Origin of the sequence: Campylobacter sp. JH32 (genome assembly GCF_017846535.1) — a bacterium.
Classification (GTDB): domain Bacteria; phylum Campylobacterota; class Campylobacteria; order Campylobacterales; family Campylobacteraceae; genus Campylobacter_D; species Campylobacter_D coli.
On sequence record NZ_JAEQBS010000005.1, the window covers coordinates 37,609 to 49,670 of the forward strand.

Consider the following 12,062-nt stretch of genomic DNA (forward strand, 5'->3'; position numbering starts at 1 on the left):
AAATGCAAATAATAAATTTTAACGAATTAGACGAAAAACAAAAACAAGAAGTATTAAAACGCCCTGCAATAGCAGCAAAAGATGAAATTTCACAGATAGTGAGCTCTATCATCAAAGAAGTTAGAGAAAAAGGCGATGAAGCTTTGATAGAACAAGCTTTAAAATTTGACAAAGCCCAAATTTCAAGCATTAAAGTAAGTGAAGAAGAGCTTGAAAACGCAAGCTTACGCTTGGATAAAGACTTAAAAGAAGCGATTTTAATCGCTTATGAAAATATCAAAAAATTCCACGAAGCACAAATTCCAAAAGAAATAGCCATTGAAACCACCAAGGGTGTAAAATGCGAAGTTTTAACACGCCCTATTGAAAAAGTAGGACTTTATATACCAGGGGGTTTGGCGCCTTTATTTTCAACGGTTTTAATGCTAGCAATTCCTGCAAAAATAGCTCAATGTGAAAAAATCGTTTTGGCAAGCCCTGCTAAAATAAACGATGCCACACTTTTTTGCGCCAAGCTTTGCGGAGTAGATGAAATTTATCAAATGGGTGGTGCAGGAGCCATAGCAGCACTAGCTTATGGAACCAAAAGCGTTTTAAAAGTAGATAAAATCTTTGGGCCAGGCAATGCCTTTGTTACCGAAGCTAAACGCCAAGTAAGTAGTGATATAAACGGAGCTGCTATAGATATGCAAGCTGGACCTAGTGAAGTTTTAGTCATAGCAGATGAGAAAGCAAATGTTAAATTTGTAGCAAGCGACTTGCTTTCACAAGCTGAACACGGCGCAGATTCTCAAGTGATTTTAGTATGCTTAAGCAAAGAATTTGCACAAGGTGCGAGTGATGAAGTAAGCCGCCAACTTGAAAATTTACCAAGAAAAGAATTAGCGTCTAAAAGCATTGCAAATTCTAAAATCATCATTGCAAAAAACTTAGATGAAGCTCTTTTAATCTCAAATCTTTACGCACCTGAGCACTTAATCATACAAACACAAAATCCTCGCGAACTTTTAGATAAAGTCAAACACGCTGGATCTGTATTTTTAGGTGAGTTAAGTCCAGAATCCATGGGTGATTACGCAAGCGGAACAAATCATGTCTTGCCAACTTATGGACTTACTAAAACGCATTCTAGCTTGGGTTTAGCTGATTTTAGTAAAAGAATGAGCGTACAAGAACTTAGCAAAGAAGGCTTTTTAAATTTAGGAAAAAGTGTTGAAATTTTAGCTGCAAATGAACATTTAGACGCACATAAAAATGCAGTAACTTTTCGCTTAGAAAGTCTAAAATGAGTGAAAAAATCCTTTTTATCGATAGAGATGGCACCATCATAGAAGAACCAAAGAGCGATTTTCAAATCGATAGCCTTGAAAAACTTCGTTTTGAAAAAGGTGCTATCCCTACTCTTTTAAAACTTAAAAATTTTGGCTTTAAATTTGTGCTTGTTTCTAATCAAGATGGCCTTGGAACTCAAAGCTTTCCTAAAGAAGATTTTGAAATAGCACATCAAAAAATGTTGGATATTTTACAAAGCTGTGGTATAGAATTTAAAGACATTTTCATTTGTCCACATTTTGAAAATGAAAATTGCGAGTGTAGAAAGCCAAAAACCGCCCTTTTAGATGAGTATATCAAGCACAATCTTTACAATAAAGAACAAAGCTTTGTGATCGGTGATCGAGATACTGATATGATCCTAGCTTCAAATTTGGGTGTTCGTGGGTTAAAATACAGCGAGAATTTGACTTGGAAAGAGATAGAAGAAGAGATCTTAAATTCCTTTCGCACCGCAAGCATTTCGCGTATCACTAAAGAAACCAATATCCATGTAAAAGTATGTTTAAATGGCGGAAAGATTGCTATTAATACAGGAGTTCCTTTTTTCGATCATATGCTTGAGCAAATCGCAGTACATGGGGGCATAGGACTTGAAATTTCTTGCAAGGGCGATTTAGAAATTGATGAGCATCATAGCGTTGAAGATGTTGCTTTAGCTTTAGGAAGTGCCATAAAACAAGCTTTAGGAGATAAGATAGGCATCACAAGATATGGCTTTGTCTTGCCTATGGATGAGTGTTTGGCAAGTTGTGCGATCGATTTTTGCAACCGTCCGCATTTGGTTTATAAAGCCAAATTTAAAAAGGAAAAATTAGGCGAATTAAGTACTGAAATGATAGAACACTTTTTTTACTCGCTAAGCTACTCAATGGGAGTGAGTTTACACTTAAAGGTTAAAGGTAAAAACGATCATCACAAAGCCGAAGGGCTTTTTAAAGCTTTTGCAAAAGCCTTAAAAATGGCTGTAAAAATTGAAAGTGAAAATTTAGCCAGCTCTAAAGGGGTAATATGAAACTGATCATCATCGATACAGCATGTGCAAATTTGGCATCTTTGAAATTTTGTCTTGATAGACTAGGCTTTAATGCTAAAATCAGTAGAGATTTAAAAGATTTAGAAAATGCGGATAAGCTTTTTTTACCAGGAGTTGGAACAGCAGCAAAAGCAATGAGCAATTTAGAAAGCTTTAATCTAACAAATTTTATCAAAAATACCAAAAAACCCTTACTTGGAATTTGCCTAGGAATGCAAATTTTAGGGGATTTTTCAGAAGAACTAGATCAAGAAACTCTAGGCATTATACCTTTTAAAACTCAAAAATTTGAACTTCCAAAAGAGTATTCTTTACCGCACATGGGGTGGAATGAAGTTGCAAGCTCACACCCACTTTTTAAGGGTTTAAATGGGGCTTATTTTTATTTTGTACACAGTTATCATGTAGCATTAAATGACGATACCATAGCTACAAGTGATTATGGGGTAAAATTTAGCGCAAGTTTAGCAAAAGATAATTTTTATGGCGTACAATTTCACCCTGAAAGAAGCGGAGAAGCGGGGGAAATTTTAATATCAAATTTCATTAAGGATATAGCATGATAATCCCTGCACTTGATTTGATCGATGGACAAGTAGTGCGCCTTGTTAAAGGTGATTATGAACAAAAAAAAGTATACAAATACGATCCTTTAGAAAAATTTAGAGAATATGAAAACGCGGGAGCAACTTGGCTTCATTTAGTGGATTTAAGCGGAGCTAAAGATCCAAATAAAAGACAACTTGCTTTAATAGAAAAATTAACAAATGAAGTCAGTGTTAATTTGCAAGTAGGCGGTGGAATTCGCACCAAAGAAGAGATACAAGCTTTGCTTGATTGTGGAGTAAAGCGTGTAGTGATCGGCTCTTTGGCAATTACAAATCCTACGCTTTGTGTTGAAATTTTGCAACATTTTGGAAGCGAAGCTATCGTTTTAGCGCTTGATACGATTTTAAAAGAAGATTATATGATAGCTATTAACGCTTGGCAAGATACGAGCGATAAAAGACTTTTAGAGGTTTTGGAATTTTATAATATCAAAGGCCTAAAACACATACTTTGCACCGATATTTCAAGAGATGGCACCATGCAAGGAAGCAATGCTGAACTTTACGCACTCATCCATAAAAACTTTCCTAAAATTCACACTCAAGCAAGTGGAGGTGTAGCGAGTTTAGAAGATCTTAAAAAACTAAAGGGTATTTGTAGTGGGGTTATCGTAGGAAAAGCTTTATTAGATGGAGTTTTTAGCGTAGAAGAAGGGATAAAATGCTTACAAAACGCATAATTGCATGTTTAGATGTAAAAGATGGTAGAGTAGTAAAAGGAACACAGTTTAAAAATCATAAAGATATGGGAGATATCGTAGAGCTTGCAAAGCGTTATTCTCAAAGTGGGATCGATGAGCTTGTGTTTTATGATATTGCTGCAAGTGCTAGAAAAGAACGCATTTCAAGAGAATGGGTAAGCGAAGTGGCTAAAAATATCAATATCCCTTTTTGTGTAGCAGGCGGCATTAAAAGTGAAGAAGATGCAGCCGAACTCTTAGCCAATGGAGCGGATAAAATTTCTATCAACTCCCCTGCTTTAAACGATCCAAATCTTATCACTCGTTTGGCCAAAAGTTTTGGGGTACAATGTGTTGTAGTGGGCATTGATAGCTTTAAAGATGAAAATGGAAATTTAAAGGTTTTCAAATACACAGGTGATGAAAACACGAGTAAACATAGCGGGAAAAATACGATCGAGTGGATTAAGGAAGTACAGGATTTGGGCGCTGGAGAGATAGTGCTAAATATGATGAATCAAGATGGTGTTAAAAATGGATATGATTTAGAACAATTAAGCCTTGTAAAAAAAGAATGCAAAGTACCTTTGATCGCAAGCGGTGGAGCTGGTAAGATGGAACACTTTTTAGAAGCCTTTGAAATAGGAGTGGATGGGGCTTTAGCAGCTTCTGTTTTTCATCAACAAATCATTGATATTAAAGAATTAAAAAACTACTTAAAAACCCGAGGTGTAAGTATAAGGATATAAAAATGCAAAATTTCCAAAATTTAAATGAAAAAATCAATTGGCAAAAAGTAAATGGGCTTATCCCTGTCATAATACAAGATGCAAAAAGCTGTGAAGTTTTAATGCTAGGTTTTATGGATGAAAAAGCTTTAGAAAAAAGCTTAGAAAGTAAAAAAGTCGTATTTTTTTCGCGTACTAAAAATCGCCTTTGGATGAAGGGTGAAGAAAGTGGAAATTTTTTAAATATCGTTGATTTAAGCCTTGATTGTGATAATGATACACTTTTGATTTTGGTTGATCCTATAGGAGCTACTTGCCATATAGGCAATATCTCTTGCTTTGAAAATGTATCAAAAAATGCAGATTTTGTCTTTTTAGCAAGATTAGAAAAACTTATAAATTCACGTAAAAATGCGGATGAAAACACTTCCTATACTGCAAAGCTTTTTAAAAAAGGAACAAAACGCATCGCACAAAAAGTCGGCGAAGAAGGTGTGGAAACTGCCTTAGCAGCGACTGTTAAAGATAAAGATGAGCTTATTTGCGAGGCGGCTGATTTGATGTATCATTTAAGTGTTTTACTCGCAGATGCAAATTTAAGTTTTTCAGATGTCATCGCTAAGCTTAAAGAAAGACATAAAGAATAAATTGAAAAATATCATTTTAGGCTTTTTGATCTTTTTTATCTACCCTGCATTAATGATGTTTTTCATCTTAATGCATAGAAAATATATATCTGAAGTGCCAATGTTAGGTTTTCATACAAACATGGAAATTTTTAAACGAGCAGGTATTTATTATTTTTATCTTTTAGTAATTCATATCCCTTTATTTTTAGTGTGGAAAAAAGTTATTTCAAGGATAGAAAGTTTAGATTTTATAAATACTTTTTATTTTGGGATTGCTTTTAGCCTTTGTGTGTTTTTCTTGCTTACCTTGCCTTTAGATGGGCATTTAGCTTTAGTGCCTTTGCTATGCGTGTTGTTTAGTTTTGTCTTTGTTTTTAAATTTATTTATTTTTGTTTTAAGAAAATTTCTTATTTTACTTGGAAAAAACTTATTTTTATAATAACTACATTACTAGGTATTTGTGCAGGTTTAGCTTATATCTTTTTTTGCCTTTATTATCAACTTTATATTTTTGACAATTACGATTTTTTAGGTAAATTTTATAATATCCCTTCTTATAAAAGGCCTTTGAATTTTATATTTTAATGAAAAATATGGACAAAAAAGCCTAAAATTAGGCTTTTGTCGATAATCTAGGGTAAATTAATGCAAAGCTTCGTTAAGCTTGATCGCTTTTTTATTTAAACTTACTATCATCGCTCCGCTGATAGAATCTTGACGGAAATGAAGCCCATTTAAGCCTTTAAGCTCGATGCCCTTATAAATCTCTTTGCTAAAATCAAAATAAGGATTAAGTTTAGCAAGCTCCTCACGATCTTTAAGTAAAAATTTCGTTCCTTCAAGCACTGCAATTCCCGCATCTACGATACAATTATCACCCAAAGGAATTCCTGTTACTGAATTTGCTCCTAAAAGACAAGCTTTACCTACACTTATAGCATTTCCACTTGTTCCGCTTAAAACACCTAAAATAGAAGCACCACCGCCCACATCAGAGCCTTCACCTACGATAGCACTTGAACTTATACGCCCTTCAACCATACAAGCCCCTGTTGTTCCTGCGTTAAAATTCACATAGCTTGCACCTGGCATGATTGTAGTACCTGCAGCCAAAGATGCACCCATTCTTACTTTAGAGCTTTCTAGAATTCTTGTATTATCTTCAGGAATGATATGTGCTAAAAATCTTGGGAATTTATCTACAAAATCAATTTTTGGATATTGATTGCTCATTTTTAAACGCATTTCATTTTCTCTTAAATACTCAAGCTCGATAGGCTTATCATCACTCCAAGCTACATTGCTTAAAAGTCCAAAAGCTCCATTTAAATTTAAACTTCTTAAAGGAACTTTTTTAGTAGAAAGCAAATAAAGTTTCAAATAAACACTTTCCACACTCAAAGGCTCTTTATCTTCAAAAAGACATACAAAAGCAAATTCGTCATCTTTAAATTTATCTTTGATAATCTTTAAAATATCGATATTTTTATGTCCCTCTTCTTCTAAAAAAGGTTTAAAGCAAGCAAGCGCATAATCGATATCCTCAAGCTTAAGAATTTGTACAAATTCGCTTGCTTCAAAATCAATCTCAACACCCCTTTGCATAAAAGCTTCAAGCATAATCGCCGCAGAACCAAAATTTTGCTCATAATTTACCAAAGCAAAACTGGCTTGTAAAATTTTATTTTTATTAAGCTGACCACGATCAAGTCTTGCTATACCAAAAGCTTTAGGTTTTCTATATCCATTTTTTTGTTCAATTTGTTTGATTAAAAGTAAAAAATCTTCTTTAGTATTAATAATCATTTTTTCTCCTTCAAAATTTTAATGCGAACAAGCACTTTTTCCATTCATCACAGGTTGGATTGCAGAATTATCCGCACCGCCTTCATTATTGATTTTTTCTATAAATTGCCAAATTTTTTCAGCTGCCATTAAATAACGCTTTGCACTTACACTTTCAGGATGATAAAAACTCACAGGTTTTCCTTCATCTCCACCCTCTCTTACTATCATCTCTATAGGAATTTGTGCTAAAACTTCACTCTTATAAGCTTTTGCCATATCTTCAGCTGTTCCTTTACCAAAAATATCATACTCTTTGCCATTATCAGGACATAAAAAGCCACTCATATTTTCTATCACGCCAGCGATTGGAATGTGAAGTTTGTTAAACATATCTAAAGCTCTTTTGCTATCATCTAAAGAAACGGTTTGTGGGGTACTTACACAAACACCCGCAGTAATTGGAATGCTTTGTGCTGAAGTAATTTGCGCATCTCCTGTTCCTGGAGGCATATCTAAAAACAATACATCAAGTTCAGGCCAAATCACATCTGCAAGTAATTGCTCGATAGCTTTCATGATCATAGCTCCACGCCACATAAGCCCTTGACCCTCTTCGATTAAAACCCCCATACTCATCATATAAACACCATGACTTAAAATCGGCTTTAATCTTTGTCCTACTACTTCAGGTTGAGTTTTAGTTTCACCTAACATCCTTGGGATATTTGGCCCATAAATATCTGCATCTAAAATCCCTACTCTTTTTCCCATTTTAGCCATAGAAATAGCTAAATTTACAGTGGTTGTAGACTTACCTACTCCGCCCTTTCCGCTTGAAACCATGATGAAATTTTTTACTTGAGGTGCGATATTTTTACCACTTCTTGAATTGCTTTTTTCTTCAGGAATTTTTGGAGTAATGATATGAATTTGTAAATTCTTTAAATTTAAAGAAGCTAAAGCCTCATCAATATTTTTGCGTAATTCTTCGCTTACTTGCGGATTTGATGAAACAATTTCAAGCTCAACGATAACATTCTCATTTTCGGTTTTTATATCTTTTACAAAATTAAAACTCACTATATCCTTATCAAAACCTGGATATTTTACACTTTTTAATTTCTCTAAAATTTGCTCTTTCATCTCTTTTCCTTAATTTTTAAAAAATCAATTTTACTAATAAAATGATAAAATTTAGCTTTTTATAAGTGTATAATATGGTAACATTATATATAAAATTAATATTATAGCAAAGGGAAAAAATGGCTAATCTTAGCTTGATTATGCTAGCAGCTGGAAATTCTACTCGCTTTGATATGGGGGTAAAAAAACAATTTCTACGCCTTGGCGACGATCCTTTATGGCTTTATGCTACGCGAAATTTAAGCACTTTTTATCCTTTTAAAAAAATAGTTGTTACTTCTAGTAATACTTCTTATATGAAAAAATTTGCTAGAAATTATGAATTTGTTGAAGGTGGTGCCACTAGGGCAGAATCCTTAAAAAAAGCCCTAGAAATCATAGACAGTGAATTTGTAATGGTAAGTGATGTAGCAAGAGTTTTAGTAAGTAAAAGCTTGTTTGATCGTTTGATTGAAAATTTAGATAAAGCTGATTGTATCACTCCGGCTTTAAAAGTCGCAGATACCACGCTTTTTGAAAATGAAGCCTTGCAAAGAGAAAAAATCAAACTCATTCAAACTCCTCAAATTTCACGCACTCGCTTACTCAAACAAGCCTTAAATCAAAATTTAGATTTCACAGATGATAGCACAGCTATATCTGCAGTGGGTGGAAAAATTTGGTTTGTTGAGGGTGAGGAAAATACTAGAAAAATAACCTTTAAAGAAGATCTTAAAAAGCTTGATTTACCTCGACCAAGTAATGAAATCTTTTGCGGAAATGGTTTTGATGTTCATGAATTTGGAGAAGAACGCCCCTTGCTTTTAGGTGGAGTTGAAATTCATCCTACTATGGGCTTAAAAGCACACAGTGATGGAGATGTTTTAGCTCACTCTTTAACCGATGCGATTTTGGGTGCTGCCTGTCTAGGAGATATAGGCGAACTTTTTCCTGATACGGATGAAAAATTTAAAAATGCAAATTCTATGAATCTTTTAAAAGAAGCATATAAAAGAGTTAAGGAGTTTGGCTTTGAACTTGTCAATATAGATATTTGCGTGATGGCACAAACTCCAAAACTTAAAGATTTTAAAGAAGCCATAGCTCAAAATATAGCAAATACTCTTAATGTCGATGAATTTAGAGTAAATATCAAAGCTACCACTACTGAAAAGCTAGGTTTTATAGGGCGTAAAGAAGGTATGGCTGTTTTAGCAAGCGCAAATTTAAAATATTTTGATTGGACGAAAATATGAAAGTTTTAATTATAGAAAATGAAATTTATCTAGCTCAAAGCATAAGTATTAAGCTTAGTGATGTGGGTTATAGTTGCGAAATTATCAATTCTTTTGATGAGCGTAACCCTGAAAAATATTATGATATTGTTTTACTTTCTACTAATACTAGTAATTTTTTAAAAGCGGTTACGGAATTTAAACATAGCATTATTATTTTACTTATTTCTTATATCAGCACAGACACAGTTTCAAATCCTTTAAAACTTGGTGCGTGCGATTATATACAAAAACCTTTTATGATAGAAGAATTGATACGAAAAATCAAACATTATCAAGATTTTAAAAAGCTCTCCATTCTTAATAAAGCTTATAAAAGCTATATTAAATCAAGACTTCAAACAGTTAAAATTCCAGAATACAACTATAAAAAACTAAAACTTCCTGTTGTTTTAAAATCCAACAAACAAAGCTCAGCTGATGCCTTTGTATTTAATTATATCAACGAATACGATATCACCCTTTCTTATGTTGATCTATCTGTGAGTAATTCAGTAGAAAAAGCGATGAAACTTCCAACGGAAAACAATCTTTTATTCTTGAGTAATTTTCAAGTTTTAAAACCACTAGAGCGTGAAAAATTGCTTGAATTTATCAAAAACAAATCAGTTATTTTACATACTAATTCAAATATAGAAGATTTAGAGCTTCCGTGCATCAATCTTAGTGATAATGAAAAAAATATCGATAGTAATCAAATTTTAACCATAGATGAATATGTTAAATATATTATTTTAAATTATCAAAATGTCTTTCCTGATACAGATCTTTCAAAGAAATTAGGAATTTCTCGTAAGTCTTTATGGGAGAAAAGGAAAAAATATGAAATCAGCAAAAAAAAATAAAAGCATTATCATAGACAAAAACGAACTAGGCATTCTTTCTCTTATCAAAGAGGGTTTGCTTGGCAGTTGTACTCATTTAATGGATGAACATGAGACAAAACAAATTTTTAAAACGGGCAAATCCAACAACGAAAGCTTTCCTTATCCTCTATCCTTTGCTCCAAAAGTTTCAGAAGAATTTATTAAAGATATTCGCATAGGAAGTAAAATCGACCTCATTCTTGATGATGAAATAGTAGGAAATATCACGCTTAAAAGTAAATTTAAAAATGATAAAAATTTTTCCAATATCTTTAGCCCACACACCTGCTCTTTAGATGATATGGGTGAAATTTGTATCGGTGGAGAGATAGAAATTTATAATTCCACAATCCAAAAAATCAAAGAAGAATTTCATAAAACCAAAGAAAATCTTAATGCTCATAAAATTACCGCTATAGTTTCAAGCTTTGATCCTTTGCATAGAGCGCATGAAAGAATGTTTCGCTGGACTATAGATAAGGCGGATTTGGTTGTTGTTTTTCTTGTAGAATCTTTTGATGCCAATGGCTTTGATTTTGATTTGAAGCAAAATTATTTGAAAAAATTTATTCAAAATTATTTGCCACCGGATAGAATTTTTATCTTCCCACTTAAAGATATCAATCTTTTCCATGCTCATTTAAATCCTAGCTTAGAAAGCATTTTGGCTAAGAGTCTTGGATGTACCAAACTTGTCGTAGGGCAAAATCACACAGGACTTGGAATGTTTTATGATGATAATCAGCCTAAAACCATACTGGATGATTTTTCTAAAGATTATGATATAGAAGTGATTGTTTTGCCTGAATTTGTATTTTGCGATGCATGTCGTATGATAGTAAGTACTCGATCTTGCCCTCATGGATGCCATCATCATTTACATTATAATTCTCAATCCTTAAAAGAATTGTTAAGAGCAGGTATTGTGCCTCCTGCTGTTTTTATGCGAAAAGAAGTTTCAAGTATTATCTTATCTTCTATTTTTCCTAATCGATTTAAGAATTTGCAAAAAATCTATAATGATCTTTTTGCAACAGATGGAATTTTAGAATACAAAAGCGATGAAGAATTTTATCAAAAGCTTTTAGAAACTCATCAAATGTCTTATATGGTTTGAAAGGAAACAATGCAAAAACTTTTTTTAACTTTTTTTTATTCAGGGTGTGCAAAAAAAGCACCGGGGACTTTTGGAACTTTAGCAGCTTTAATTCCTGCTTTTTTTATATTAAAATATCTAGGAATCACTACCTTATTTTTACTCAGCATTTTAATTTTTATTGCTAGTATAAGAGTGATTGATGATTATGAAAGAAAAACAGGGATTCACGATGATAAACATATAGTAATTGATGAAGTTGCAGGAGTTTTTCTAGCGTGTGCCATCGCTGCAAGCGGCGCTAATTCTTTACTGAATTTTTTTATGGCCTTCGTGTTTTTTCGCATCTTTGATATCACAAAGCCTTCTATCATAGGAAAAATCGATAAAAAAACCAAAGGTGGATTGGGTGTTATGCTAGATGATATGCTAGCAGGATTGTTTGCAGGGCTTTTAAGTGCAGTGATTTATGGTTTTTTGCTTAAATTTGATTTAGTCTTTTGGGATAAAGGCTTGATAAATTTATTTTGAAATTTTGCTTAAATTAATATATTTTTAAATTTTATTCTTATATAATTTAGTCTTTAATTTCAAAAAAGGAAAATAAATGGCAAACCACAAATCTGCTGAAAAAAGAGCAAGACAAACTATCAAAAAAACAGAAAGAAATAGATTTTATAGAACAAGACTTAAAAACATCACTAAAGCCGTAAGAGAAGCTGCTGCTAAAAACGATAAAAACGCTGCTAATGAAGCTTTAAAAATTGCAAACAAAAGCATTCACGCTATGGTAAGTCGTGGCTTTCTTAAAAAACAAACAGCGTCTCGTCGTGTAAGTCGCCTAGCTCTTCTAGTAAATAAAATTGCATAATCTTTCATAA

Annotated in this window: 14 protein-coding genes; 12 read left to right on the forward strand and 2 right to left on the reverse strand. The window is 33.0% G+C overall.

Annotated elements, in window-relative coordinates:
- Positions 1-2: 2 nt before the first annotated feature.
- From hisD to KAR67_RS04785, 7 genes are read left to right on the forward strand one after another with little or no spacing between them, the layout of a single operon-like run.
- Complete coding sequence (gene hisD, locus KAR67_RS04755; protein WP_002779539.1) at positions 3-1,289, forward strand: histidinol dehydrogenase; 1,287 nt, start codon at positions 3-5, stop codon at positions 1,287-1,289.
- Positions 1,286-2,347 (forward strand): bifunctional histidinol-phosphatase/imidazoleglycerol-phosphate dehydratase HisB, encoded by a 1,062-nt coding sequence (gene hisB, locus KAR67_RS04760; RefSeq protein ID WP_002781423.1) that lies wholly within the window; start codon positions 1,286-1,288, stop codon positions 2,345-2,347. Before hisD ends, hisB begins: the two co-directional genes overlap by 4 nt.
- The gene (gene hisH, locus KAR67_RS04765) at positions 2,344-2,931 is read left to right on the forward strand and encodes an imidazole glycerol phosphate synthase subunit HisH (RefSeq protein WP_002830994.1); all 588 of its coding nucleotides are present in this window, start codon (positions 2,344-2,346) and stop codon (positions 2,929-2,931) included. Before hisB ends, hisH begins: the two co-directional genes overlap by 4 nt.
- Positions 2,928-3,656 (forward strand): 1-(5-phosphoribosyl)-5-[(5-phosphoribosylamino)methylideneamino]imidazole-4-carboxamide isomerase, encoded by a 729-nt coding sequence (hisA, locus tag KAR67_RS04770; protein ID WP_002779536.1) that lies wholly within the window; start codon positions 2,928-2,930, stop codon positions 3,654-3,656. The genes hisH and hisA overlap by 4 nt, the downstream gene beginning before the upstream one ends.
- A complete protein-coding gene (hisF, locus tag KAR67_RS04775; RefSeq protein WP_002779535.1) occupies positions 3,638-4,405 on the forward strand; it encodes an imidazole glycerol phosphate synthase subunit HisF in 768 nt (255 codons plus the stop codon). Before hisA ends, hisF begins: the two co-directional genes overlap by 19 nt.
- A gap of 2 nt (positions 4,406-4,407) precedes the next feature.
- Complete coding sequence (gene hisIE / locus KAR67_RS04780; RefSeq protein WP_002779534.1) at positions 4,408-5,031, forward strand: bifunctional phosphoribosyl-AMP cyclohydrolase/phosphoribosyl-ATP diphosphatase HisIE; 624 nt, start codon at positions 4,408-4,410, stop codon at positions 5,029-5,031.
- A gap of 1 nt (position 5,032) precedes the next feature.
- On the forward strand, positions 5,033-5,599 hold the full coding sequence (locus KAR67_RS04785) for a hypothetical protein (RefSeq protein WP_002789753.1): 567 nt from the start codon (positions 5,033-5,035) through the stop codon (positions 5,597-5,599).
- A 57-nt stretch (positions 5,600-5,656) separates the two neighbouring features.
- On the opposite strand, the gene KAR67_RS04790 is transcribed toward KAR67_RS04785, so the two are convergent.
- Together KAR67_RS04790 and KAR67_RS04795 are read right to left on the reverse strand one after the other, a co-directional pair.
- On the reverse strand, positions 5,657-6,817 hold the full coding sequence (locus tag KAR67_RS04790; RefSeq protein WP_025443272.1) for a 2,3,4,5-tetrahydropyridine-2,6-carboxylate N-succinyltransferase: 1,161 nt from the start codon (positions 6,815-6,817) through the stop codon (positions 5,657-5,659).
- 21 nt (positions 6,818-6,838) lie between these two features.
- Complete coding sequence (locus KAR67_RS04795; protein ID WP_002779531.1) at positions 6,839-7,945, reverse strand: Mrp/NBP35 family ATP-binding protein; 1,107 nt, start codon at positions 7,943-7,945, stop codon at positions 6,839-6,841.
- 119 nt (positions 7,946-8,064) lie between these two features.
- Between KAR67_RS04795 and KAR67_RS04800 the strand changes: the two genes are divergently transcribed.
- From KAR67_RS04800 to rpsT, 5 genes are all read left to right on the forward strand, one after another.
- Complete coding sequence (locus KAR67_RS04800) at positions 8,065-9,180, forward strand: bifunctional 2-C-methyl-D-erythritol 4-phosphate cytidylyltransferase/2-C-methyl-D-erythritol 2,4-cyclodiphosphate synthase (RefSeq protein ID WP_002779530.1); 1,116 nt, start codon at positions 8,065-8,067, stop codon at positions 9,178-9,180.
- Positions 9,177-10,064: a response regulator gene (locus tag KAR67_RS04805; protein WP_002779529.1), complete on the forward strand. Its 888-nt coding sequence runs from the start codon at positions 9,177-9,179 to the stop codon at positions 10,062-10,064. The genes KAR67_RS04800 and KAR67_RS04805 overlap by 4 nt, the downstream gene beginning before the upstream one ends.
- On the forward strand, positions 10,042-11,202 hold the full coding sequence (locus KAR67_RS04810; protein ID WP_002781410.1) for a sulfate adenylyltransferase: 1,161 nt from the start codon (positions 10,042-10,044) through the stop codon (positions 11,200-11,202). The genes KAR67_RS04805 and KAR67_RS04810 overlap by 23 nt, the downstream gene beginning before the upstream one ends.
- Positions 11,203-11,211: 9 nt before the next feature.
- Positions 11,212-11,712: a phosphatidylglycerophosphatase A gene (locus tag KAR67_RS04815; RefSeq protein ID WP_002788587.1), complete on the forward strand. Its 501-nt coding sequence runs from the start codon at positions 11,212-11,214 to the stop codon at positions 11,710-11,712.
- Between the two features lie 76 nt (positions 11,713-11,788).
- Entirely contained in the window at positions 11,789-12,052 is a 264-nt protein-coding gene (gene rpsT, locus KAR67_RS04820; protein ID WP_002779526.1) for a 30S ribosomal protein S20, read from the forward strand.
- Positions 12,053-12,062: the final 10 nt, after the last annotated feature.

Bases quoted from the DNA above. Each gene is read 5' to 3' on its own strand.
- hisH (WP_002830994.1), top strand. From the start codon at position 2,344: ATGAAACTGATCATCATCGATACAGCATGTGCAAATTTGGCATCTTTG.
- KAR67_RS04795 (WP_002779531.1), bottom strand. From the start codon at position 7,945: ATGAAAGAGCAAATTTTAGAGAAATTAAAAAGTGTAAAATATCCAGGT.
- hisB (WP_002781423.1), top strand. From the start codon at position 1,286: ATGAGTGAAAAAATCCTTTTTATCGATAGAGATGGCACCATCATAGAA.
- hisF (WP_002779535.1), top strand. From the start codon at position 3,638: ATGCTTACAAAACGCATAATTGCATGTTTAGATGTAAAAGATGGTAGA.
- KAR67_RS04800 (WP_002779530.1), top strand. From the start codon at position 8,065: ATGGCTAATCTTAGCTTGATTATGCTAGCAGCTGGAAATTCTACTCGC.
- KAR67_RS04805 (WP_002779529.1), top strand. From the start codon at position 9,177: ATGAAAGTTTTAATTATAGAAAATGAAATTTATCTAGCTCAAAGCATA.
- KAR67_RS04810 (WP_002781410.1), top strand. From the start codon at position 10,042: ATGAAATCAGCAAAAAAAAATAAAAGCATTATCATAGACAAAAACGAA.
- hisD (WP_002779539.1), top strand. From the start codon at position 3: ATGCAAATAATAAATTTTAACGAATTAGACGAAAAACAAAAACAAGAA.
- KAR67_RS04815 (WP_002788587.1), top strand. From the start codon at position 11,212: ATGCAAAAACTTTTTTTAACTTTTTTTTATTCAGGGTGTGCAAAAAAA.
- hisIE (WP_002779534.1), top strand. From the start codon at position 4,408: ATGCAAAATTTCCAAAATTTAAATGAAAAAATCAATTGGCAAAAAGTA.
- hisA (WP_002779536.1), top strand. From the start codon at position 2,928: ATGATAATCCCTGCACTTGATTTGATCGATGGACAAGTAGTGCGCCTT.
- rpsT (WP_002779526.1), top strand. From the start codon at position 11,789: ATGGCAAACCACAAATCTGCTGAAAAAAGAGCAAGACAAACTATCAAA.